The organism is Prauserella sp. PE36 (genome assembly GCF_003311655.1).
GTDB lineage: Bacteria > Actinomycetota > Actinomycetes > Mycobacteriales > Pseudonocardiaceae > Prauserella_A > Prauserella_A endophytica.
Genome location: NZ_QEQT01000064.1, coordinates 109,283 through 133,393, shown reverse-complemented (window position 1 = coordinate 133,393; position 24,111 = coordinate 109,283). Strand labels below are relative to the sequence as shown.

General features: G+C 69.3%; 21 protein-coding genes and 1 pseudogene. 14 read left to right on the top strand and 8 right to left on the bottom strand.

Going from position 1 to position 24,111, the window contains the following annotated elements; genetic code table 11:
* Positions 1–264 precede the first annotated feature (264 nt).
* The 7 genes from DI005_RS17765 (at position 265) to DI005_RS17735 (ending at position 8,376) form a co-directional block, all read left to right on the top strand.
* Positions 265–1,509 carry an amidohydrolase family protein gene (locus tag DI005_RS17765; RefSeq protein WP_113642865.1) on the top strand — a complete coding sequence of 415 codons (1,245 nt, stop codon included), beginning with the start codon at positions 265–267 and terminating at the stop codon, positions 1,507–1,509.
* A complete protein-coding gene (locus tag DI005_RS17760; RefSeq protein WP_112273792.1) occupies positions 1,506–2,174 on the top strand; it encodes a hypothetical protein in 669 nt (222 codons plus the stop codon). The genes DI005_RS17765 and DI005_RS17760 overlap by 4 nt, the downstream gene beginning before the upstream one ends.
* A 1,061-nt stretch (positions 2,175–3,235) precedes the next feature.
* Positions 3,236–4,327: an ABC transporter ATP-binding protein gene (locus DI005_RS17755; RefSeq protein ID WP_113642864.1), complete on the top strand. Its 1,092-nt coding sequence runs from the start codon at positions 3,236–3,238 to the stop codon at positions 4,325–4,327.
* A 30-nt stretch (positions 4,328–4,357) separates the two neighbouring features.
* Positions 4,358–5,731: an ABC transporter substrate-binding protein gene (locus DI005_RS17750; protein WP_113642863.1), complete on the top strand. Its 1,374-nt coding sequence runs from the start codon at positions 4,358–4,360 to the stop codon at positions 5,729–5,731.
* Positions 5,728–6,585: a metallophosphoesterase gene (locus tag DI005_RS17745; RefSeq protein ID WP_113642862.1), complete on the top strand. Its 858-nt coding sequence runs from the start codon at positions 5,728–5,730 to the stop codon at positions 6,583–6,585. Before DI005_RS17750 ends, DI005_RS17745 begins: the two co-directional genes overlap by 4 nt.
* On the top strand, positions 6,579–7,553 hold the full coding sequence (locus DI005_RS17740) for a carbohydrate ABC transporter permease (RefSeq protein WP_233520179.1): 975 nt from the start codon (positions 6,579–6,581) through the stop codon (positions 7,551–7,553). Before DI005_RS17745 ends, DI005_RS17740 begins: the two co-directional genes overlap by 7 nt.
* On the top strand, positions 7,543–8,376 hold the full coding sequence (locus DI005_RS17735) for a carbohydrate ABC transporter permease (protein WP_113642861.1): 834 nt from the start codon (positions 7,543–7,545) through the stop codon (positions 8,374–8,376). The genes DI005_RS17740 and DI005_RS17735 overlap by 11 nt, the downstream gene beginning before the upstream one ends.
* On the opposite strand, the gene DI005_RS17730 is transcribed toward DI005_RS17735, so the two are convergent.
* Positions 8,369–9,259 carry a LysR substrate-binding domain-containing protein gene (locus DI005_RS17730; RefSeq protein WP_112273781.1) on the bottom strand — a complete coding sequence of 297 codons (891 nt, stop codon included), beginning with the start codon at positions 9,257–9,259 and terminating at the stop codon, positions 8,369–8,371. The genes DI005_RS17735 and DI005_RS17730 overlap by 8 nt on opposite strands.
* A 20-nt stretch (positions 9,260–9,279) precedes the next feature.
* Here DI005_RS17730 and DI005_RS38995 point away from each other — a divergent pair, with 20 nt between their 5' ends.
* The 5 genes from DI005_RS38995 to DI005_RS38220 all read left to right on the top strand — a co-directional run bounded on the left by DI005_RS38995 (position 9,280) and on the right by DI005_RS38220 (position 13,783).
* Entirely contained in the window at positions 9,280–9,735 is a 456-nt protein-coding gene (locus DI005_RS38995) for a hypothetical protein (RefSeq protein WP_369973597.1), read from the top strand.
* A 115-nt stretch (positions 9,736–9,850) separates the two neighbouring features.
* A complete protein-coding gene (locus DI005_RS17720; RefSeq protein ID WP_112273779.1) occupies positions 9,851–10,522 on the top strand; it encodes a TetR/AcrR family transcriptional regulator in 672 nt (223 codons plus the stop codon).
* A gap of 95 nt (positions 10,523–10,617) precedes the next feature.
* Complete coding sequence (locus DI005_RS17715) at positions 10,618–11,535, top strand: ABC transporter ATP-binding protein (protein ID WP_113642860.1); 918 nt, start codon at positions 10,618–10,620, stop codon at positions 11,533–11,535.
* A complete protein-coding gene (locus DI005_RS17710; RefSeq protein ID WP_113642859.1) occupies positions 11,532–13,187 on the top strand; it encodes an ABC transporter permease in 1,656 nt (551 codons plus the stop codon). Before DI005_RS17715 ends, DI005_RS17710 begins: the two co-directional genes overlap by 4 nt.
* Before the next feature lie 434 nt (positions 13,188–13,621).
* Entirely contained in the window at positions 13,622–13,783 is a 162-nt protein-coding gene (locus tag DI005_RS38220; RefSeq protein WP_158303134.1) for a BBE domain-containing protein, read from the top strand.
* A 3-nt stretch (positions 13,784–13,786) separates the two neighbouring features.
* Here DI005_RS38220 and DI005_RS17705 read toward each other — a convergent pair whose 3' ends face one another.
* The 6 genes from DI005_RS17705 to DI005_RS17680 all read right to left on the bottom strand — a co-directional run bounded on the left by DI005_RS17705 (position 13,787) and on the right by DI005_RS17680 (position 21,174).
* Positions 13,787–15,535 (bottom strand): ABC transporter ATP-binding protein, encoded by a 1,749-nt coding sequence (locus DI005_RS17705; protein WP_113642858.1) that lies wholly within the window; start codon positions 15,533–15,535, stop codon positions 13,787–13,789.
* On the bottom strand, positions 15,532–17,346 hold the full coding sequence (locus DI005_RS17700; protein WP_113642857.1) for an ABC transporter ATP-binding protein: 1,815 nt from the start codon (positions 17,344–17,346) through the stop codon (positions 15,532–15,534). Before DI005_RS17700 ends, DI005_RS17705 begins: the two co-directional genes overlap by 4 nt.
* Positions 17,347–17,768: 422 nt before the next feature.
* A complete protein-coding gene (locus DI005_RS17695) occupies positions 17,769–18,758 on the bottom strand; it encodes a helix-turn-helix domain-containing protein (protein WP_112273768.1) in 990 nt (329 codons plus the stop codon).
* A gap of 82 nt (positions 18,759–18,840) precedes the next feature.
* A complete protein-coding gene (locus DI005_RS17690) occupies positions 18,841–20,031 on the bottom strand; it encodes an amidohydrolase family protein (protein ID WP_233520178.1) in 1,191 nt (396 codons plus the stop codon).
* A 65-nt stretch (positions 20,032–20,096) separates the two neighbouring features.
* Positions 20,097–20,444 (bottom strand): hypothetical protein, encoded by a 348-nt coding sequence (locus DI005_RS17685; protein ID WP_112273764.1) that lies wholly within the window; start codon positions 20,442–20,444, stop codon positions 20,097–20,099.
* A 112-nt stretch (positions 20,445–20,556) separates the two neighbouring features.
* Complete coding sequence (locus DI005_RS17680) at positions 20,557–21,174, bottom strand: TetR/AcrR family transcriptional regulator (protein WP_113642855.1); 618 nt, start codon at positions 21,172–21,174, stop codon at positions 20,557–20,559.
* A gap of 886 nt (positions 21,175–22,060) precedes the next feature.
* On the opposite strand from DI005_RS17680, the gene DI005_RS17675 reads away from it, so the two are divergent.
* Positions 22,061–22,984 carry a universal stress protein gene (locus tag DI005_RS17675; protein ID WP_158303135.1) on the top strand — a complete coding sequence of 308 codons (924 nt, stop codon included), beginning with the start codon at positions 22,061–22,063 and terminating at the stop codon, positions 22,982–22,984.
* 265 nt (positions 22,985–23,249) lie between these two features.
* Positions 23,250–23,588, top strand: a complete 339-nt coding sequence (locus tag DI005_RS17670) for a hypothetical protein (protein ID WP_112274805.1) — start codon at positions 23,250–23,252, stop codon at positions 23,586–23,588.
* Positions 23,589–23,820: 232 nt separating this feature from the next.
* Here the strand turns inward: DI005_RS17670 and DI005_RS17665 are convergent.
* Positions 23,821–24,109 (bottom strand): annotated as a pseudogene (locus DI005_RS17665) (transposase); the annotation flags it as partial.
* Positions 24,110–24,111: the final 2 nt, after the last annotated feature.

Below are 24,111 nucleotides of genomic sequence, written 5' to 3'. Positions count from 1 at the left end.
CAGAAGCCCACCCAGAGGCAGGACAGGTAGGCGGCGGTGTAGGCGTCGGGCCAGGATCGACGGGCGGTCATCACGGTCTCCTCGCATCGCGGGCCAGCGGCACCGCCTCAGCGTGGCCCGCCCGGCCGAGGCGGCCATCCGGCGAACTACTCAGCACCGGTACTCACCGGGCCCCGGCGTTCCGGCCGGGTGGGCGGGCTGAGTACCCGTCGTGAGTACTTCCCCGGACGCGCCGGGGGCCCCTGGCGACTGACGATCCCCGGCATGACCGTTACCAGATCCAGCACCGAACGCGGCAGGCTCACCGTCCTCCGGCCGAGCCGCCTTTTCGACGGCGTGGGTTCAGCTCTCGTCGAGGACCCCGTCGTGGTCCTCGACGGCACCACGATCGTGGCCGTCGACCACGCCGGCTGCTTTCCGGCGATGGAACACGCGGACATCGTCCACCTCGACGGAGCGACCCTCGTGCCCGGGTTGATCGACACCCATGTGCACCTGTGCTTCGACGCGGGCCACGACGTCGTGGGCGGCCTCGCCCGTCGGGACCGGGCAGCGGCTCTGGCCGCGATGGCACGTGCCGCGCGGATCGCACTGTCCGCGGGCGTCACCACGGTGCGCGACCTCGGCGACCTCGACTACTTGTCCCTGACATTGCGTGAGAGCGACCACGGCGGCCCGCTGCCCACCATCGTCGCCGCAGGGCCGCCGATCACCAGCCCCGGCGGCCACTGTCACTTCCTGGGTGGGGAGGCGGCGGGTGTCGACGGTGTCCGCCGAGCGGTGCGCGCGCACGCCGAGCGCGGTGTCGACGTCATCAAAGTCATGGCCAGCGGGGGCCATCTCACCCCGGGCAGTCATCCGCACGAGGCCCAGTTCGCCACCGATGAACTGCGGGCAATCGTGGACGAGGCCCACCGGTTCAGCCTGCCGGTCACCGCCCACGCGCACAGCACGGGCGCCATCGCCGACGCCGTCGCCGCGGGTGTCGACGGCCTCGAGCATGTCAGCTTCCAGACCGCGACGGGTGTCGTGCCCGCCCCGAGGGGGCTAGTGGCCGCGATCGCCGATCGCAGGATCGACGTAGGCGCCACGCTCGGCTTCGTCGCGCACCCCGGCGTGGAGCCGCCGCCCGCGCTGCGGGCCGCCCTGCCGATGCTGCGGGAGAACCTCCGCAGGCTGATCGACGCGGGAGCACCGGTCGTGATCGGCACCGACGCCGGCATCGCGCCCATCAAGCCCCATGACGTGCTCCCTCGGGCCCTCATCGACCTCGCCGAGTTGGGGCCGACCTCAGTCCAGGCACTGCGGACAGTGACTTCGCACGCCGCGGGCGTGCTTGGGCTGGCCCACCGCAAGGGCAGGCTCGCGCCTGGTTACGACGCCGATCTCCTCGCCGTCGACGGTGATCCGCTGGCCGACCTCTCCGCCCTGTGCCGGGTCCGCGCCGTCTACGCCAAGGGCGTAGCCGTACCCATCCAGGCCACCACGGAAGAAAGGCGACTCTCATGAGCACCAGAACCCTCGACCATGCGCCGTCGCGCCCACCAGCGGCCCTCCCGCGCTACGCGATGGCCGCGTGCGCCGTGCTCGCCCCTGCGCTGACCATCGCCGGATTACTCGCCCACACCGACACGGCCTGGCTCGAAGGCCGCGAGCTCGTTGAGGCAATCGCCGCCGACCCCGGCGCCTTCACTGCCGACACCTGGCTGGGGCCGATCGCGACACTGCTCTGGGTTCCCGCGATCCTCGCCGTCGGGCGCGTGGCCCGCGCCCGCGCCGGGGGCATCGGCCTGATCGGCCTGATACTTGCCTTCGCACTGGCGCTCCCGCTGGCCGCCGAGCAGAACCAGCTCGCCTACCTCGCGGTACGCGGCGGTCTCGACGTCGACGCCACCACAGCGCTGCTGGACGCCGCGGGCACGGGCGCGGCCGCACTGTTCGGCTGGAGCTTCCTGGTCGGTCTCCTCGGGCTCGTCCTGCTCGGTGCCGCGATCCTGCGCGGCCGCTCCGCCCCGTGGTGGACCGGTGTGACCCTCATCGTGGCCGCCGTCGGGATGGTGCCGTCGTGGCAGTCCGGCTCGATCATCGCGATCGTCGCGACGTGGACGATCCTGCTGATCGGCTTCGCCGGCTGTGCCGCGACACTGGCCACCCACCCCGGCGCTCGCGAATAGCGCCGCCAGGACCGGTCGGCGTGGATCCCGTCCCGCGCCGGCCGGTCCTGAAGGCGACCTGCCCGGGCGTGACTGTTGCGTGCGGGGCCAGTCGCACGGCGGCTCAGCCCTTGGCCGTGTCTGACAATCCCGGTGCCGGCTGCGCGGGCCCAGTGCGGCGCCTCGCTGCGTTGTCGGAAGGCCCAAGTACGGTCCGCCTGGCAGCGGATCGTCCACAGTGGTCTGATGCCTCAGCGGGACGTGGACGCGTGGTGGGCGGTCAGCTGTGCTGGGCGTGGCGACCACCAGGAACCACGAAACACTCACCCCGCGACCCGGCCCGATGCGGCTGGGTTCAGGTCGCCGCTTTGCGTGCCGCTCCGACGAAGGGGAAACCGCCCAGGCACCGTTCGCTACGGCCGGTGCCGTGCAGTCCGCGCCGGTCAGTTACTCGGCGAACTCGGCGGCTTCGAACCGACTCCCACGCGGGTGCGTGGTCAGCGTGCGCATGGCCCACGCATTCAGCATCCGGCGGGGCACCTCCTCGAACAGCAGGAGAGCACCTGGCGGGAGTGTGCGCCGATCTCGGCGATTGCGGCGTGCCCGCCGGACGCGTGGTGAATGCTCCCGAAGTCGACTGCCGGGTCGACCCCCTCGTCCGGCTGCGCGATCTCGCAGACGTCACCCACGGAACAGCGGCACCCCACAGTTCGGCAGGTTGGTCAGGTTAGGCTCCTCGGCCGAGTGGGAGGCTTTCCGCAGTGCCGACACGTCCTCGTAGCGGGTGAGCAACCAGAACCGAGTGGATGCTCGAAGGCGGGTGCGCTCGCGCGCAGCCGGGCGCAGCGCGGGGTACGGGTCGTCGGCGAACAGGTCGATGACGTGTCGTCGGCCATGACTCAGCCTAGGCTCCGGAAATGCCACCGGTGCCGCCCGAGCAGGTGGCCAGAGGCGATCGCACTGGGCCGATTGGGTTTCCCGATCGCCGCGGGGTCTGTTCACCGTCCGTATACGAACCGCTGTTGCACTGAACGCCGTTCGGTGGAAAGGCACCGATGCGAGGGAAAGGTGCGGTAGCGGTTGTGAGCCGGATTCAACTTCAGGGGCTGACCCGGCGCTTCGGCGCGGTGACGGCCGTTGATGACATAGGGCTGGACGTCGCAGACGGCGAGTTCCTCGTTCTGCTGGGACCGAGTGGTTGTGGCAAGTCGACCCTGCTCCGCATGATCGCCGGTCTCCTCCAGCCCAGTGAGGGCAGGCTGTGGCTCGACGACACCGACATCACGCACCTGCCGCCGCAGCGGCGCGACGTGGCGATGGTGTTCCAGAGCTACGCGCTCTACCCACATCTGTCCGTGGCCCGCAACATCGGGTTCCCGTTACGCACGAGGAAACGTCCGCGCGCCGAGATCAAGGCGAAGGTGGCCGAGGTGGCCGCCACCCTCGGCCTCACCGACCTGCTCGACCGCAAGCCCAGGGAACTGTCCGGCGGCCAGCGGCAACGGGTCGCGCTCGGCAGGGCGCTCGTGCGAGACCCCGGTGCCTTCCTCATGGACGAGCCATTGTCCAATTTGGATGCGAAGCTGCGCGCGGGCACACGGGCCGAGATCGCGGAGCTGCACCGGAGGCTGCGGGCCACGACGGTGTACGTCACCCACGACCAGGTCGAGGCCATGACCATGGCCACGCGCATCGCGCTGTTGAACGAGGGCAGGCTCGAGCAGCTCGGGACACCGTCCGAGGTTTACGACGCGCCCGCGTCGGTGTTCGCCGCGACGTTCCTCGGCTCGCCCTCCATGAACGTCGTCGACGCGACCGTGCGCGCCGTGGACGGCGCGTTGGTCGCCGAGGCCGAAGGGCTTCGCTTGTCACTCGGCATCGACGCGGACATCCCGGACCGGCCAGTGCGGCTCGGTGTCCGGCCCGAGCACCTGACTCTCACCTCCTCCGGAGGCCAGGGAATCCGGGCCATCGTCACGGCGGTCGAGAACCTGGGCAGCGAGGAGGTCGCCCATTGCGACACCGGTGTCTCCGTGCGCGGTCCACGCCCGCTCGGGGTCGTCCCCGGCGAGGCCGTCACCCTGTCCGCCCGGCCGGGCCACCTGCACCTGTTCGACCACGACAGCGGCCGCAGGCTCGCCTGGCAGGCCGCGTCGGTCCCGCAACCCGTCTGATCGTCCCCGCACAGAAAGAGGAATCCCCTCATGAAAAGGACCCTGCTCGCGGCCTGCGCCGCGACGCTCCTGCTGGCCACCTCGGCCTGCGGGCTGGGCACCGAGAGCACCGGCTCGCAGGCATCGGTGAGCCGCGTTCCCGAGCTGAAGCCGGACCAGAAGGTGTCGATCGTCTTCGAGAGCTACAACTTCGGTCAGGCCGGGGCGTGGACCGATACGTTCAACGAGCTGATCGCCGCGTTCGAGAAGGAGCACCCGAACATCTCGGTGACGGCGCAGAAGCCGCAGGGCAACAGCGCGAACCCGGCGACCGACACGATCTCCAGCCTGCAGAGCCAGCTCACCGCGGGCAGTCCGCCCGACGTCGTGCAGCTCGGCTTCTCCGACCTCGACTTCACCGTCAACCAGCTCAAAGCGCTGCCGCTGGACGACCTGGTCGGCAAGGACACCGTGCAGGCCAACTTCGACGGTGAGGAGTACCCCTACGCGGAGTCGGCGCGCACGCTCGGCGACTGGAAGGGCAAGACCTACGGCGTGCCGTTCGTGTTCTCCACGCCGATGCTCTACTACAACAAGCAGCTGTTCACACAGGCCGGTCTCGACCCCGAGCACCCGCCCGCCACCTGGGCCGAGGTCCGCGACGCTGCCAAGGCCATCAAGGACATGACGGGCAAGGACGGCGCCTATGTGGACTGCCTGACCAAGGCCGCCAAGGACTGGTGCTTCCAGGCTCTCGTGCGCTCGGCCGGCGGCAGGGTGATCTCCGAGGACCGCTCGAAGCTGACGTTCGCCGACCCACCGTCGGTCGAGGTCGTGCGCAGCATGCAGGACATGGTGAGAACCGGTGTCATGCCCAACCGCACGCAGATGCAGGCTGTCGAGTCGTTCGCCCGTGGCGACCTCGGCATGATCCTGGAGTCCAGCGCGATCCAGGGCACGTTCCTGAAGGGGGCCGGGGACAAGTGGGAACTCGGCGCCGCAGCGATGCCGAGCTTCGAGGGCAGGCAGGCCATCCCGACCAACTCCGGTGCCGCACTGTTCGTGTTCTCCCAGGGCCAGGCCAAGCAGCGGGCGGCGTGGGAGCTGATCGAGTTCCTCACCAGCGAGCGCGCCTACACGACGATCGCGACCAAGATCGGCTACCTGCCGCTGCGTACCGGGCTCGTGAACGACCCCGACGGCCTCGAGAAGTGGGCCGACGAGAACCCGTACCTCGAGCCGAACCTGAAGCAGTTGGAGCACCTGGAGCCGTGGGTTTCGATGCCCGGCGCGAGCTACCTGCAGATCCGCGACGGGATGATGCAGGCAGTGGAGAACGCCGTGTACCAGGGCGCGAATCCCGCCGACTCGTTGCGGTCCGCGCAGGAGGAGGCGTCCGCGCTGCTTCCGGGCGGAGGGAAGTGAGCGTGGGCACCGGGCCGGATCTCACCCTGGTGCAGCTGACCGATACTCACCTGCTGCCCGAGGGAGCGCTGATGCACGACGTGGTCGACACGGCGGCGAACCTCGTCGCGGCGCTGGAGATGATCGAGCGGTCGGATCTGCCGGTGGCGGCTCTGCTGCTCACCGGCGACCTCGCCGACAACGGCGCTCCCTCCGCCTATCGCAGACTGCGGGAGGCGGTGGAGCCCGCCGCCCTGCGGCTCGGCGCAAAGGTGATCTACACGTTGGGCAACCACGACGAGCGCGGCGCCTTCCGCGCCGAAGTACTCGGCGAGGAGCCATCGACGGCGGACTACAACACGGTGACCATGGTCGGCGGCCTGCGCGTCGTGTCGCTGGACAGCAGTGAGCCGGGGCAGCACGACGGGCATCTGTCCGGTGAGCAGCTCGACTGGCTGGCCGACGTGCTCGCCCACCCCGCGCCGTCAGGCACCGTGCTGGTGTGTCACCACCCGCCGCTGCCCTCGCCGGTGCCGACCGTGCACCTGCTGCGGTTGCGTGGCGCGGAACGGCTGGCCGGGGTGGTCGCGGGCAGCGACGTCCGGCTCGTCGTGACGGGGCACGCCCACCACGCGGGCTGCGGGGCGCTGGGCGGCGTGCCGGTGTGGGTCGGGCCCGCACTGGCCTACGGCGTCGCGGCGGTGCCGCCGAAGGGGAGGCTGAGGGCGGGCGCGGACGCGGCGTTCAGCCGCATCGACGTCTTCGGCGAGCAGGTCGTCGCCACCGCGGTGCCGCTGTCGCGGGCCGAGGGCGTGTACGACGTCGCGGCCGCCGAGCGGGTGCGGCTGGTGCGTGAGGTCGTCGGCGCATGGTGAGCGGCGCCTTCGTGGAGGTCCCTGCACCCGTGCGCGGCCGGGAGGCGTGCGCGGCGGGCATGACGGACACTGTGCCCGCCTCCCCGGCGCCGTGGCAGCGGGTGCGCCGCATCGCGCCGCCCTACCTCTACCTCCTGCCGGCCGTGGTGCTGCTCATCGTGTGGACCTACCAGCCACTGGCCCAGACGTTCGTGCTCTCGACCTACTCGTGGAACCTCGTGCCGAGCACACCGATGGTCGACGTCGGGCTCGGCAACTACGAGCGGTTGCTCAGCTCGCCGGAGCTCGGCCGTTCGGTCTGGCGCACGGTGGTCGTGATCCTCGGGATGCTGCCGTTCACGCTCGTGATCCCGGTGGCGGTCGCGCTGCTCACGCGGCGGGTGCGTGGCCGGGCGCAGGGCGTTTACCGGGCCCTGGTGTTCGCGCCGATGCTCGTCGCGCCGGTGGCCGGTGCCGCGGTCTGGCAGTGGCTATTGGACCCCTCCGCCGGCGCCGTCAACCGTGTGCTCGGCACCGACGTGAACTGGCTCAACACCGCGGGGACCGCGCAGCTGTCGATCATCGTGATCACCGGCTGGCACGTCGTCGGGTTCGCCGTGCTCGTGGTGACGGCGGGGCTGGCGGGGATCAATCCCGACTACGCCGCCGCGGCGCAGGTCGACGGAGCCTCGCGAAGCCAGGTGACGCGCTGGATCACGGTGCCGCTGCTCTCGCCGACACTGGCGTTCCTGGTGCTGATGACTGTGCTGCTGTCGGCGCAGTGGACGTTCCCGCTGATCGACACCCTGACCCAGGGCGGGCCGGTCGGGTCGACCACCAACCTCTACTACCTGCTCTGGGAGTACGGCTTCCGCAGCCACGACGCGGGCCTGGCCGCCGCGGCCGGTGTGCTGTTCTTCCTCGGCTTCATTGTGGTGGCCGCGCTGCTGACGCGACTCGCGGAAAGGCTGAGCCACCATGACGACTGACGAGGTGGCGGGGGAGTCGTCCCGGGGAAGGCGGCTCGGCGGGCACGTCGTGCTCGGGGTGCTGAGCCTGGCGTGCGTGTTCCCGATCTACTGGCTCTACGCGACGTCGCTGCGCGCGCCGCAGGACGTGTACTCGCTGTCGGTGCTGCCCTGGCCGTTGTCCACGGCGAGCTACACGGAGGCGTTCGCGAAGAACGACGTACTGGGCATGCTGTTCAACACCGGGGTCATCGCGGTGTTGAGTGCCCTGGGACAGTTGCTCGTGGCGTTGCTCGCCGCCTACGCATTCGCGGCATGGCGATTCCCACTGCAACGGCTGCTGTACCTGATGTTCGTCGGCACGTGGCTGGTGCCGTTCCAGGCGACGATGCTGCCCAACTACGTGCTGCTGTCGCGGCTGGGCTTGCTGGAGACCCTCGCCGGGGTGATCATCCCGACCCTGTGTTCGGCGCTCGGCGTGCTGTTGCTGCGGGAGCACCTGAACGGCTTCCCGAAGGAGCTGCTCGACGCGGCGCGCATGGACGGCCGTTCGTCGTGGAGTACGTTGTGGACGGTCGTGGTGCCGGCGCTGCGGCCCGCGCTGGCCGCGCTGGGTATCCTGCTGGCGATCAGCGCGTGGAACGAGTACTTCTGGCCGGCGATGGTCCTGCAGCGGAGCAACGCCGTGGTGCAGCTCGGGCTGCGCAGTTTCATGGGCACCGAGGGCAACGACTGGGGCCCGCTGATGGCCACGGCCGGCCTGGCGTGCCTTCCGGTGTTCGTGCTCTACCTCGTCCTGCAGCGGCACATCGTGAACGCCTTCGTGCGCTCGGGTCTCAAGTAGGCGTGCCGGGCAGGCAGGCGAGGAAGGCGTCCACCAGCGGGTTCTGCCCGTCCGCCCACACGGCGTAGAGGTCGAGCATCGGGACGGGGTCGTACAGGGCGACCGAGGTGGTGCGGGGGCTGCCGGGACTGCCGCCGAAGGCGCCCCGCGCCGCTGAGGCGAACCCGACGACCGGCTTGATGGCCGTGAGGATCGCCGTGGCGCCGGGGTCGTCGACTTCGTCGGCGATGGTGAGCTGGATGCCGCTGCTCTGGGCGGCGGAGAGGATGGTGTCGTACATCGCGGCCGACTGCGCGCGGTTGAACAGCACGCAGGACTCGTCGGCGAGTTCCCCGAACGGTACGCGCTGACGGCCCGCCCAGCGGTGTTTCTCGCCGACGATGGCGACCAGCGGGACGCGCAGCAGGCGGCGGCTGCGCAGGGTCGTCGAGTTCGGCCTGCCGTACACCATCGCCACGTCGAGCTTGCCATCGGCGAGCGCCGCCAGCTGCGGTCCGGTGCGCATCTCGAACATCTCGACGTCGACGGCGGGTCGGCGGCTGTCCAGCGCGGTGAGTGCGCCGGGAAGGACACGCTGTCCCGCGGGGAAGTTGTACCCGATACGCAGGGTGCCCGCACTGCCCGTCGCGGCGGCACGGGCCGCTTTTCCCGCCTGGTCCACCCTGGCCACGATGTCGCGGGCGAGGTCGAGGAACGCCTCACCCGCCGGGGTCAGCCGCACCTCGTGCGAGTTGCGCGCGACCAGTTCGACGCCGACGGCGCGTTCCAGCCTGCGCAAGTGCTGGCTCAGCGACGGCTGGGCCAGGTGCAGACTCGCCGCGGCGCGGCCGAAGTGCAGTTCTTCGGCGATCGCGAGAAACGAGACCAAATGGCGCAGTTCCACGTCCGAACGGTAGCCACGGTGTGCGAGCACCCGGTGAACACCGGGCGTCGAAGTGGCGTCGTGGGCCGGACGTTTGGGACGGGGCCGAGCCCGATGACGAAGTCCTGCACGCGATCGAGAGGACGGGAAGCACGCCAGGACAGGCCGGCCTGCTCGACCTGTCCGCCGAGCTCGGCAACCCTCGGCCCGGCACCGCGGTCTACTGCTGCGGACCGGAACCACTGCTCGCCGCGGTCGAACGCGCCTGCGCGGCGTGGCCGGCGGGAATACTGCACGTCGAACGGTTCTTCGCCCGGCCGGACGTCGCCCTCGGCGGAGTCCCCGATCACCGGGACAGCGTGCTCACGGAGAGCGAACGCGCGGGCAGTCGGTCGCTGATTGCGGCAGTCGCAGTCGACCAGCAGATCCCGGATCTCGAGGCTCGCCCGCGCGGCGTCGCGGGGCGCTGTCGCGGTCGGCTGCCGAGCGAGCCGTGACCGTCGGGGAGGTGGCCCGTGTGCCCAGACGGTCCGCCGATTCTTACGCGTTCTTGATGCCTCGTCGCCTTTCGGGGCATTGCGCCCGCGTTGAACACCTGTTTAACCTGCTGGGGTGTCATCGGACAGCGGACCAGGCCGTCGCCGTGACGGGGAACTGGCCACCGTCGACCGCATCCGCGACGCTGCCATCGAGCGCTTTGGTCGCGACGGCTTCGGCGCGGGCCTGCGGGCCATCGCCGCCGACGCGGGCGTAGCGGCGGGCCTGGTCGTGCATTACTTCGGGTCGAAGCAAGGTTTGCGGCGAGCGTGCGACGAGCATGTGCTGTCCATCATTCGCCACGAGAAGACCAAAGCGCTGACCGACGGCAGCGGCTCGATGATGTTCGCCCAGCTGGCCGAGGTGGAGCGGTTCGCTCCGTACCTGCTGTACCTGCTGCGTAGCCTGCAGGCGGGCGGAGAACTGGCCGGCGCGTTGATCGAGCAGATGACGGCCGATGCGGAGCAGTACCTGGCGGAGGGCGAGGCGGCCGGGGTGGTCCGGCCGAGCCGGGACCGGGCAGCGCGTGCCCGTTACCTTGCCTATCAATCCACGGGCGGCATGCTGTTGTGGTTCACGTTGCACGGCTCGAGCGGCGACCCGGAGTCCTTCCGGCGGTTGTTCCGCCAGTACGTCGACGAAATCACCCCAGCCGCCGTGGAGCTGTTCAGCCAGGGCCTGCTGATCGACCGGTCGATGCTAGACGCCTTCCTGATGTACGTGCCGGATCCCCCGGCGCAGGACTGACCGGCGACTTCCGGTCGGCTCACTCCATCACCTCACCCTGATCTCACCACCCGGTGCTGCTCAGTACGGCCCTGGGTTCTCACGCGAGGAAAACCATGAGCACTGCCATTGATATTCGCCAGATCGTCAAGACCTTCGGCCACGTCACCGCCCTGGACGGCCTCGATCTCACCGTGCAGACCGGCCAGGTGCACGGGTTCCTCGGCCCGAACGGAGCCGGAAAGTCCACGACCATCCGTATTCTGCTCGGCTTGCTGCGAGCCGACTCCGGTACCGCCCGGTTGCTCGGCCGGGACCCGTGGGCTGATGCGGTCGCCCTGCACCGCAGGCTCGCCTACGTACCCGGTGACGTCGAACTGTGGCCGAACCTCACCGGCGGCGAGGCCATCGATCTCTTCTCCCGACTGCGAGGAGGCGTCGCTCCGGCGCGCCGTGACGAGCTGTGCGAGCGGTTCGATCTCGACCCGAGCAAGAAGGGCCGCACCTACTCGAAGGGCAACAGGCAGAAGGTCGCCCTCATCGCAGCGCTGGCCAGCGACGTCGAGCTCCTCGTGCTGGATGAGCCGACCGCTGGCCTGGATCCCTTGATGGAGGCGGTGTTCCAGGACTGCATCCGCGAGGTCAAGGCCGCCGGCCGCACCGTCTTGCTTTCCAGCCACATCCTGGCCCAGGTGGAGGCACTCGCCGACCAGATCTCCATTATCCGCCAGGGCCGCATCGTGGAGACCGGGTCGCTCGCGCAGCTGCGCCACCTGACCAGGACCTCCGTCGAGGTCATGACGGACCGGTCGACGACCGTACTGGCGGATCTGCCCGGCGTGCACAACCTGCGTTCCACCAACGGATACACACAGTTCGAAGTGGACGGTGAACATCTCGCCACCGTCGTCCGGCGGCTGGGCGAACTCGGCGTGCACGGGCTGACCGCGCACCCACCGACACTCGAACAGTTGCTGTTGCGCCATTACGGCGACCAGCTCGGCCACGACGACGCCAAGGCGGTGACCCGATGAGCACCACCCTCGAACGGCCGCCTTCGCGCGCCGGCACCGAGAGCGCAACGCTGGCGGGCACCGGCACTCTGGTGCGGTTCATGCTGCGCCGGGACCGGATCCGGTTCCCCGCCTGGACGGTGGGCTTGCCGTTGCTGATGGCCTACTTCGCCGTCGCTCTGGAAAGCCTCGCCGGTACCCCCGAGGATCTGCAGGCGCTCACCTCGTTCACCTCCAGCCCGGCCGGCGCGCTGTTCGGCGGTCCGGGCTTCGGTTTCGACCAGCTCACCCTCGAGCGGTTCCTCGTCGGGCAGTACGGGCTCTACATACTCGTCGGCGCAGGCCTCATGGGCCTGCTCACCGTCGTGAGACACACCAGGGCCGAGGAACACACCGGCCGAGCGGAGCTGGTCAGGGCGAACGTCGTCGGCCGCCACGCCCAGCTCACCGCCGCGCTGGTCCTGACAACACTGATGGCGGTGCTGGCCACGGTGCTCATCGCCCTGGTCATGACCAGCCGCGGCTACGACGCCGGTGGGTCGCTGCTGTTCGGCGCCTCGGCCGGTGCCGTCGTGGTGGCGTTCGGCGCCATCGGGGCCGTCACCGCCCAGCTGTCGGAATACCCGCGGGCGGCGGCCGGTTTCGCCGGAGCCCTGCTCGGCACGGCTTTCGTCCTGCGCGGCCTCGGCGACATGGCAGCCGTTCAGGGCAGCGGACCGTCCTGGCTGTCCTGGCTGTCCCCGATCGGCTGGTCGCAGCAGACCGCCCCCTACACCCACGACGACTGGTGGCCCCTGGCACTCTGCCTCGTCTTCAGCGCAGCCGTGACGGCCGCCGGGTACGCGCTCTCGGCACGCCGCGACTTCGGCGCGGGCCTGATCCCACCGCGGCCCGGTTCGCCCAGGGCGGCCGCATGGCTGAGCGGCCCGCTCGCGCTCTCGTTCCGCCTGCAACGCGCCGGACTCATCGGCTGGAGCCTGGCGCTGCTGGTCGGCGGCGTCGCCTACGGCTCGTTCACCCAGCCGCTGCTCGAGGGGTTCCAGGACGCGCCCGAAGACCTGCTCGCGGTCATGGGTGGGTCAGAGAACATGCTCGCCGGATATCTCGGTCTGATGGGCTTTTTCATGGCGCTGGTGGTCACCATCTTCGTCATCCTCGCCGTCCATGGGCTGCGCGGCGAGGAAACCGAGGGCCGGGCCGAACCGGTTCTGGCCACGGCGGTCGGCCGATCCGCGTGGATCGGCAGCTACCTGCTCGTGTCGGCCATCGGCGCGCCGTGGCTGCTGCTGGTGGCGGGCCTGGGCATGGGGCTCGGCGCCGCCGTCAGCACGGGGGACAGCGGCCTGGTCGCCGACCTCGTCGGCGGTCACCTCGCCCACACGCCCGCCGTGTGGCTCGTGCTCGCCATCGCCGCACTGCTCTACGCGGCGGTGCCGCGCGCGCTGCCGGCGGCCTGGGCGGTACTGGGATACGGACTCATCGCCGGTATGTTCGCACCGATGCTGAACCTGCCCGACGAGGTCATCAGGATCTCCCCGTTCGAGCACATCGGCGACTACCCACGCGACGACATCTCGATCACGGCCGTGCTCATCCTCACCCTGCTCGCCGCCGCAGGCGCCGCCGCTGCCATCGCCCGGTTCCGACGCCGCGACCTGGTGACGACCGCATGACAGATGCGTCGGACGTCGAGCCGTCTCCACGGACCCGGTATGCGGGACCGGCTCGCGTTGCTGGTTGACCGGCGTCTCGCGGTGTCGCGGGTCCAGCTGACTTCGTCCGGGCCGCCGTCGTGGTTGCGCCATCGTGGCGGTCTGCCTCGATCATCGCGATCGGCGCGACGTGGACGATCCTGCTGATCGGCTTCGCCGGCTGTGCCGCGACACTGGCCCTGCACCCGGACGCGCGGTACAGCGCACGTCCGTGCAGGTCGCCTTCATGACCGTCCGGCGTGGGACGGGAATCCACGCCGGAACCGGTCCTGGCGGGCTGTCGCGGCCGGGGCCGGTCGCACGGCGGCTCAGGCCTGCCTCCTCGGCATCGAGCGGCGGCGTTGCCGTGTCGATGTCGGGCCGTACGCAGGGGTTCCGACCGCACATCGGCGTGCATGGCCTCTGCCACCTCGCCAGACCCGTCGGCGGCAGGCCGGCCGACCGGCCAGTCCTCCGTGGCGCTGGTCGGTGACCCGCCGCTGCAGAAGGCCAAGCGGGATTGGGATCCGTTGAACAGCTTCCACCACACTCTCTCCGTGCGGGCGGCCGACGACTGAGCCTCACGCCGTGATGTGCCAGCTGCGGGCGTGCTCGTACTGGTGGTACAAGCGGGCGAAGGTGCCCTCGGCATCGCGCAGCTCGGCCGGGGTGCCGATCTCGGCGATCCTGCCGCCGTCCAGCGCGATCACCTGGTCTGCCGTGGCGAGCGTGGTGGGCCGGTGGGCGATCACGATCACCGTGCGTCCAGGGTCGTCGGAAAGGGCCGCGATGGCCTGGCTGATCGCGCTCTCGTTCTCCGGGTCGAGCGCCGAGGCCGCCTCGTCGATGAGTACGATCGGCGCTCGCTTGAGGAAGGCGCGGGCGATGGAGACCCGTTGCCGCTCGCCGCCGGAGAGCTGCGCGCCGGCCTCGCCGACGCGCGTCTGCCAGCCACCGGGCAGCCGTTCGATCACCTCGTCCAGCCGGGCGTGCCGCGCCGCGTCCTCCAGTTCCTCCCAGGTGGCGTCCGGCCGGGCGATCCGCAGGTTCTCCTCGATGGTGGTGTCGAAGAGGTAGACGTCCTGGAACACGATGGCGATGTTCTCCAAGAGGACCGGGTGATCCAGTTCGCGCACGTCGACGGTGCCGACGCGCACATTGCCCGAGTCGATGTCGAAGAACCGGGCGATGAGCCGGGTGACCGTGGTCTTTCCGGAGCCGGACGGCCCGACCAGCGCCGTGGTCGTGCCGGGCGGGCAGCGGAACGACACCTCGGACAGCGCGGGTTTCTCGCCCGCGTCCGGGCCCCCGTAGGAGAAGGTCACGTCGGCGAACTCGATGCTGGCGTCCTCGAGCCGGCGAACCGGGTTCGGGCTGTGCGGCAGCGAAGGGGTGCGCAGGACGGACTCGACCCGCTCGCTGAGGTAGTCCATCGCGCCGAGACCCGAGGCGTGGTCCACCATCGCGCCGAGCGGTTCGAGGAATCGGACGGCCAGCACCAGCAGGGCGATGGTGTCCGGAATGGACAATGTTCCGCTGAGCAGGAACTGCACGCCGAACACGAGGACGGCAACGTACCCGGCCATCACCACACCGCTGTAGGACAGGTCCGGAAACAGCATCCGGTGCAGGCCGCGGCGGTAGCGGTGGCGGTGGTCGTCGAGCGCGTCGCGCATGCGGACGCTGCCGGTGGTGGCGTGGCCGGCCGCGCGCAGCACGGGCTGGGCCTGGCCGAACTCGATCGCCCGGCTGGCGACCTCGTTAGCGGCGATCTCCATGTCGTCCGACACAGCGGCGACGGTGCGCCAGGAGCGGCCCAGCGCGACCAGCGCGATGGGCAGGGTGACCAGCAGGAGCAGCGCGAGGCGCCAGTCCACCACGAAGGTGACCCCGATGATGGTGGCCGGCACGAGCGTGCAGGTGATGGCCGGACCCCCGATCGTCGCGGTCAGCTGGGAGAGGGTACCGGCGACACTGGTGACGGTGCGGGAGAACTGGCCCTTCTTGTCGGCGGTGAACCAGCCGAGCGGCAGCGTGGTCACGTGCCGCATCAGGTGGTGCCGGAGTTGCACCGCCAGCTTCATGGCCGCCGCGAACCCGACCGGGGTCGCGATCACGCTGAGTACGGCGTAGGCGACGAGGCCGATCGCGCCGGTGATCAGCCAGGGGGTGGCGGCGGCGAAGTCGGGCTCGGGCTGCAGCAGGGCCCGCAGGATCGGCACCAGCAAGCCGAGCAGCAGTCCCTGCAGTACCGCGAGGGCGGCGGTCAGCGACCACAACTGGACCAGCAGGCCGGGGTGTGGCCAGAGCCGGTAAAGCCGACGGATCATGCGGTGTCTCCGTTCTGCTGTGCGCGCCACATGCGGGCGTACAGCCCGCCGGAGGCGAGGAGTTCGTGGTGGGTTCCGGACTCGGCGACGCTGCCCTCGTCGAGCACGAGGATCTGGTCGGCGGCGGCGATGGTGTGCAACCGGTGCGCGATGACGATCACCGTCTTGCCGGCCACCAACTCCGACAACGCGTCCTGCACCGCGGTCTCACTGTCCGGGTCCAGCGAGGCGGTGGCCTCGTCCAGCACCACGATCGGCGCCCCGGACAGGATCGCGCGGGCGATGGTCAACCGCTGCCGCTCCCCGCCGGACAGCCCACCCTTGCCGCTGTCCAGCACAGTGTCGTAGCCGTGCGGCAACTGCTCGATCACCGGATGGATCTGGGCGGCCTTGGCCGCCTGGCGAACCTCGTCGTCGGTGGCGTCGGGCCGGCCGATCCGGATGTTCTCGGTCACCGTGTCCCGCAACAACACCACGTCCTGGAACACCAGCGACATCGACGAGAGCAGGGTCTTCGAGGAGATCTCCCGCACGTCCACCCCGCCGATCCGGATCGCGCCCCCGGTCACGTCGTAGAACCGCGGCAGCAGGCTGGCCACAGTGGACTTGCCCGCGCCGGAGGGGCCGACGATGGCGGTGACCGTGCCCGGCTCACACACCGCGCTGACTCCGTCCAGCGCGTTGGTCACCCCGTCATAGGAGAACGACACCCGATCCAACTCCACCCGATACCCCCGCGGCTCCCTCGGCTGTTCCGGCTCCGGCAGCGGCGGCTTGGACAGCAGCCGGTCGAGGTTGCCCGCGGACACGCGTGCCATGCGCACGCCCTGCGCGCCGTGGATCATCGGGGTGAACGAGGTCGGCAGGCCGATGCCGACGATCAGGAACGGCAACAGGTCGGGGACCGTCAGCCAGCCCGCGCCGACGAAGCCGAGCCCGGCGGCCATCACCACGCCCAGCACCGCCATCTCCGAGCCGAGCACCCGGTTCATCGCGGAGCTGGCCCGGTTTCCCGCCAGCCAGGCCCGGTAGGCCGCGGTGTGCTCGCGCATGGCGTCGTCGAAGCGACCCAGCACCTTGCCCTCGGTGCCGCCGAACGCCTTGACCACGGTGATCCCGTCGACGTACTCGACACTGGCGGCGCTGATCTGCCCCTCGGCGGCGAGCAGTCGCGACATGTGGGCCGGCAGCGAGCGCATGGCGAGCCGGTAGGTGATCACCGCTGCCACCGGGATGGCGACGGTTATCAGCGCCATCCGCCAGTCCACGAACACGAGGTAGCCGATGCCGACGGTCAGCGCCGCGGCCGCGCCGACCAGCGCTCCCAGGGCATGCGCGATCAACTCGTGCATCTCCTCGATGTCACTGGTCATCGCCTTCTTCACCTGGCCGGAACCGGCCGATCGGAACCAGCCGAGCGGCACGACGCCGAGGCGCCGCACGATCTGGACCCGGAGGTGGTGCAGCATCTCCGCGTCGGCCTTGTGTCCCACGTGGGTGCACAACCCGAGCAGCAGCAGGCGCAGCAACGCGCCACCGGCCCCGATGCCGGCCCAGGTCCACGCCGTCCCGGCCACAGACCCGAGGCTCGGCGCGCCGAGCACCGCCCGCGCGATCTCCGCGATGGCGACGAACGGGGCGAACCCGGCCGCCGCTGCCACCGCCGACAGCACGGCGGTGGTGACCAGGTGCGGCCGTACCGGCCGCAGCATGTTCGCCGCGTCCCGGATCGGCAACATGCGCGGGGCCTCGGTTTCCTGGTTGTCCGGTGGCGCGGGAGGGTCCGGCCGCACTGCCTCCGTGGTCGTCATAAGCCTTCCTCGTCTTACTGATTGGGTCGCGCCGCCAGTGCCTTACGGTGACTGACCGACGGTCAGTCAATGTAAGGCTAGTCTAACCTAAGGTCAACTCCCGGCCGGGTGGTGTGCTCCCGAAGAAAAGCGAGCCCCCGGCTGTCACAGGCGCAGGCTCGATTGCGCTCTGGTCCCGCTATGCCGGAGCCCGTGGTATCCGGAGTGACGGCATGATCATCCTGCGGGGCGGTAGGCCTCTTCCCGGCCCAGATCGAAAACTCGATCTGGGCAGCGAAGTCCTCTCGTCACACTTCATCCTCGAACCAGAACGAAGAGGGCGGTGGACGAACTCACCGTCTGCATTGAACAAGAGGTCATCGGGTCTTCAGTACACATTCAGCTGGAAAACCCGGGCGCGCTTCCGCAAAGCCCACGCAAGCTCAAACGGCTCTACGATCTCCGATCACAACCTCGGTGATGGCGGCGCCGTGATGGCGCCGGAACTCGCGCGGAGACATGCCGAACTGTGCCTTGAACGTTCGGGCGAAGTGCGACGCGTCGTGGAACCCAAAGCGACTGCGAATCGCCGACACCGGTTCGTCCGCCAGGAGCGGATCAGTCAACTCCCGGGCGCAGCGCTCGAGCCTGCGGGCGCGAATCCAAGCAGCCACAGTGGTCCCATGTCGCTGGAATGCCTTCTGCAGGTGCCGAGGCGAGACGTGCAGGGCAAGGGCGACACTGGTGGTGTCGAGTTCCTCCTCTCCAAGCCGTTGGTCGATCAATCGGCGAGCTGAGGAGAAGATCGCATGCGAGCTGGCGGTCCTCGCAGGGGACGGGAGTTCGGCGAGCACAGCGCCGACCAGTTCAACAAACGCGCTCTCGACCATTCGAATGGAGGCGCCGCCCATTAAGCCCGAACGACTCATCTCCGCCATCATATGAGTAAGGAGCCGTGCTGGCATCGAACGACCGCTGATCCGCAGCGCGGTGAGTTGACCGATCTCTGCCTGCGGAAATGCGATCAGGGCTCGCGGAACCATGGCGACCCGCATTGCGAATGGCTCGTCGAAGGCGAGTGTGTACGGCTCGCTGGTGTCATAGATCACGAGGTCGCCGGGGAAAAGTGTCGCTGTCCGGGCACCTTGATCCACCCGCCCCATCCCTCGCAGCTGAAGGCTGAGTTTGACCGCGCGCGGGTCGCTACGGGCGATGCTGGCTACGCTTCGCTCCACGGTCACACGGCGCCCGGAAACGTCGCTCACCTGAACCGATCGGTAGGCGACCGACGAAAGCGTCCCCCGGAAATCACGAGCATCGCTTGCCGACTGGGTGCGAGCCGTGAGCGGTACGAACCCCTGGGAGATCACATCGTTCCACTCGAGTAGCCCGACAGGAGGCGCGGGTGCGTCACGAGTCTCTCGATCCACCATGTCACCCTCCGGTACACGGGCTGCTTGTGGGCGCTTGCCTACCAGATGGTAGACAGTGTCGAGAGATTAGCCCCGCGTATACTCACACCGCAACCGCGTCGGTGCCTTTCACCAGCCGGCCACCGATCCAAACCTGCTCGACCACAGTCGGATCAGCGAGTCGGTGGACCTCCGTCAGGGGGTTGATCGACAGCGCGATCATGTCCGCGTCGTATCCGGTGACGAGCTGGCCAGTCAACGGTGCCTGCGGTCCGAGCGTTGCTGGCCCCACGGCCGTCGCCGATCGGATCGCCGCGAGCGGGCTCATTCCGAGTCGTACCAACCGTTTCAGCTCAGCACCATGAGAACCCCAGCTCACCGGACTGGCTCCGAAGGCGTGGCTTGTCACCGCATCCGTTCCAAGAGCGACCTCAACTCCACGCTCGATCGCCCGCGCGATCGACTCGTTGTGCCGGGCCGCCGTCCGTTGTAGGGCGCTTCGCGCTTCGTCCGCAAGCCCCGGAATGCTAGTGAAATGTTCGACAACCCCGCATGTTGGCACAAGGATCGTTCCGGTCTCCCGCATCGCGTCGCACGCTTCGTCGTCGAGGTCGCTGCCGTGTTCAATGGTCCGAACCCCCGCTTGGACCGCAGCGAGGATGCCAGGACGCCCTACCGCGTGGGCCGCGACGATGCGATCCGCGAGCCCGGCGGTCTCGACGATCGCCCTGAGCTCCTCCGGCGTGAACTGCAGCTGACTTGGATTGTCGATGAGTGTGCCCATCGTGCCAGATGCGCACACCTTGATCAGTCGCGCAGATCGGCGCAGTTGCTCGCGCACCGCTCTCACGCAGTCCGAAACACCATCGCAGATCCTCGATTCGATTCGCACCCCGGGATCGCGCTCGCCAACCAGCCGCAACGGTAGGGACGGTACGTCCCCATGGCCGCCGGTCGGGGTAAGGATCGCACCCGCTCCATAGATCCGGGGCCCGACCACCGACCCCTCGTTGACCGCCTCGGCGAGGTCGACGCCCAACCCCCCGAGGTCTCGGATCGAGGTGACACCCGCGTCGAGGGCCGCCCGAAGATCAGCGACCGATCGAGCAGCTCGCACAGCTACAGGCGTCAGGGCGATGGCGACGTGATCAAGCATCTTCGCTCCGAGGAGATGCGCGTGGGCATCCCAAAGGCCAGGCATAAGGGTATGAACCCGCGCCTCGGACGGTTCAGCGGTGACCTCGTCGGGCGCGTTCACCGTCGGACCTGCGTACACGATCTTGCCATCGGCCACCGTGAGGGTAGCGCCGGGGACGGGTTCCCCGTCCCCGGGAATGAGCAGCTCCGCGTCAATGCGCATCAGCGGGCTGACCAAGTAATCAGCGGTTCAGGCAGACCATAGGTCGGCGGGCCCTCGAGATCCGCCCCGGTGCATTCGCGCAGCCGCGACTTGAACCAGACGTCGAAGGGCCGCTTGGACGCAGCCATCAGCTCCGCGCTCTTGGCGAAATCGAGGCTTTCGATGTAGCCGATCAGGGTCGCACCCTCCTCACGGCCATCGAGGAACCAGTGCTCCTTTACGATGCCAAGCGCGGCTTGGGAGTCAGCGAGCTCATCGAGCCGGTCCGGAAGCTCGTTGCTCAGAAACTTCCGTGTGTCGTCCACACGGTCCGGCTGCACGGGAAGCGACAGGCAGATGTAGTCCATGTTTGCTCCAATCGTCGTCGATGTCGAAGCGACGCCGTTCGGAACCAATACTGGTCGGACACCCACCTGGTGAGTTGACTCGCAGCGACCTAATCTTGTGCAGAACGCGACCTCAATGCCCGGTCGAGGAAGCAGGCGTGAGCAGCGCCCGGATTGCTCGCATCGATGGCGGGGGCGTCTCTTGCGACGGCCAAGTCGACCATCCGGTGATCGCCGCGAGAAGCAGGTCGGTGACCGCCTCAACGTCGAAACCGGACGGAAGTCTCCCCATATGGACGGCCCGCTGAAGGGCGACCTCGGTGACCGAGCGCCACGCGGCGTGCCTGTCACCGAGACGCGCCGCCAGCAAAGGATCCGTACGGCTTTGCCGGATCAGTTCCCCCAGCACGACACCGATGTCGGGGCGTGAGGCGAACCGCTCGTGCGTCACCTCGAGGACGCGGACAAGATCACCGACCGGATCCGCACTTGCGGGATCCAACTCGATCCCAGTCAGGATCTCATGATCGAGAGCATAATCGACCACAGCCGCCAGCAGGTCGCCCTTCGTGGCGAAATGGTGATGAAGACTGGGATGGCTCACACCGACACGTTGAGCGAGGTCGCGCATTCGAAGCCCGCCGATCCCGTTCTCAGCGACGACCGCCAACGCACAGCGCAGGATCGTCTCGCGCCGACCGCCAGGTTGAGGGCGCTGGCCTGGTGATTCACTTCGTCGCTCGACTGCCACGAAACGACGTTACACCGAGGCCGTTCGCTAACTGCCAGGAATCGTGCGGCGACGGCAAAGTCAAGCTGGCGCCGGTCCGACTGACGTCGGCGTCAAATCGCGGACTCGAACCCGGCTGCCACTGAGCGGCAGCCGCCCCTTGGTGTGTCGTGAGCGGCGCGTGCAATGTGGTCTGCGGAAACACCAATGACCGCAAGGGGAAACCATGTCTTGGGACACGCGCGAGTCGGTGCGCTTGGCGATGTCGAGCTGACATACCGCGTCGTCGGTGACGGCGCCGAGCCCGCGTCGGGAAAGTAGCGACCGCAGCCGAGCAGGTCCCGTTTCTTACAACGGTTAACCCAGGACTCGGCCGTCCCCGACGGACGCGACATCGAGCGCGAACCGTCCCACTTCCAGCGATGCAAGTGCACGCCGCCGGAACTCAAGCGGGTAAACTCTCGGTACGGCACACGATGTCCATCACGAGATCGTCGAACCCTGCCTCTCCCTCACTCCCGTATCCATCACCGGCTTGCGCGGCGACCGTGTGGGCTGCGGCGGCTGCTTCGGGGTGGGCGGCGGCGTCGTTGCCTGCCCGGCGAGCCTGGAAGGCGTGCCGCGGCGTCCGGGCCAAGGTTTTGGCGGTGCGTGCCGCGCGCGTGGCTTCGTGCGCTGAGCACCGAGCCGTTGCGGCGGACGCTCTTGCACGTGCGGTCTCGGCTTCTGCGACGTTGGCGTAACTGCCACTTCGTCGGCGGCGCTCGCCGCACGGTCGGCGCCGTTCGGCGCGTTGGCCGTGATGGCGAGTCTGGGACGCAGGCACCTCTGGGCGTGATGTGTTCAATTCCGACGAATCGGGCATCCCTGGATCGCAAGCCGGAACCGGGCACGAAGGATGAGGGGAATGACGAACTCAGCTCCTACGCAGGGGCCGGTTGTGGTCGGCTTCGACGGGTCGGACGGCGCCGGACTGGCACTGCGCTGGGCCGTGGCCGAAGCGGCCCGGCGGGATCGGCGCCTGCTCATCGCGCAGGTCTTCGAGTGGGCGCCACCGGCCGTGGAGGACCGGGTCACGGCGGCCGACTTCGACGGCGAGCTGATCCGCCGGCACGCCAGGCAGCTGCTCGAGGATGCCGCCGACGAGTGTCGCCGCATGGCTCCGGAGGTCACCGTTGAAACGGCGGCTCCCGAGGGCCCGGCCGCGGCGACGCTGGCCCGCGTTGCAGCCGATCGCGAGGCCCCGCTACTGGTGATCGGTTCATCCGGTATCAGCGCCTTGCCCCGCGTGTTGCTCGGATCCACAGCAGCTGACCTGGCCCGCTCGGTGGACGTGCCGTTGGTCGTGGTCCGGACGGGGCCTGACGGCGACGAGTTGGACACCGAGGTCGCCGACCACGCACCGGTGATCGTCGGCGCGGACGGTTCGGCGAACAGCGATCCGGCCGTGGGATTCGCGTTCGACTTCGCCCACCGCCACGGTGTCCCGCTGCGTGCCGTGCACGCCCTCTCGGATCTCCCGCCGAACCTGCTGACCACCGGACCCGTGGCCGGCCTCGGTCCACAGGTCGGGAAGGGCGGCATGCAGCCGGGAGTGTCACGGCAGCTCGACCAGCACGGGACCGCGTATCCCGATGTCGATGCCACACTGGCCGAGGTGCCGAATCCGCCCGCTCATGCCCTGCTGGACGCTGCCCAGGATGCGCGGCTGCTCGTGGTCGGCAGCCACGGCCGCGGCCGTGTCCGCCGTGCTTTCCTCGGGTCGGTCAGCCACGCCGTGCTGTACCACGCTCCGTGCCCGGTCGCGGTGCTGCGGTCCGACAGGCCGTGACCGCCGTCGATAGCGGGCCCATCAACGGGGTCGTTCGTGCGGCTGCCCCGGCGGGCTGACGGTGCCATTGCCACGGTCTAGTGGCATCGCGGGGCGGGTGTGACACGGCCACGACGTGGTAGCCGTAAGGAAGCACGGAAGGAGCTTGTCGGCACGCGCGAGAAACAAGCGGCAACACCTTTCGCTGGACAGCCTCGGCCACGAGGGCGCCGAGTCGTTCGCGTTGTCGGCCCATCAGGACAGGAACACAGGACGGAGGAACCACGTGTCCGGCCATACCAACTCACCGCTGCCCGGCTACGATCATCTGCCGCAGAGCAGCATTCAACACCGGATCCGGTCTCTCGACAAAGATCAGCTCGCCGCGTTACGGGAGTACGAGCGCGCGCACGCGGGACGTCCCGCTGTGCTCGACATGATCGCGGCGCGAGTGGAGCAGCTCGAGCAGGGAGCCAGTCCCTCGCCCGGCGATCAGGAGCGCCAGCCGGAGGTACCGCCGGCTCCGGACGGCACGTCGCCGGTCGGCTGGTCCACGTCCGCCGAACCGACCGCGCCACCACGGCACGGCCGGTACGACCAGACGTCACGTCGCGAGCGGCCCTGACGTCCAACCCGGTGGATCGCCGGGTGGCCGACGCCGCCGGGCCATTGAGTGACACACACGCTGCCGATGCCCCTGCGCGTTCCGCCCGAGGCCGGTGAGCAGTTCGTGGCAGGCTCGTTCGCGCCGGCGGCAAGTCCGCCCAGGCGCCGGCTGGCGGCCACCGACCACCAACGCGTCGCGCGCTGCCCACCGTGGGCACGGCGCTGGTCCTGTTGTTCGCGGCGGGGTGTCCCTATGTGGTTTTCAAGCCGCCGCGGACGTGGCCTTGGGTTGCGGGGGTTCGGTAGTAGGTGCGGTTGCGGAGCATGGCGAAGAGCACGTCGCAGCGGCGGCGGGCCAGGCAGATGAGGGCGGCGTTGTGTTTCTTGCCCTCGGCTCTCTCGCAAGTCGTAGTAGGCCCTGCTGGTCGGGTCGTGCAGGGCGGCGAATGCGGCCAGGAAGAACGCCCGTTCGAGCTTGCGGTTGCCGGTGCGGGCGGGGTGTTCGCCCTTGATCGAGCTGCCGGAAGTGCGGGTGACGGGGG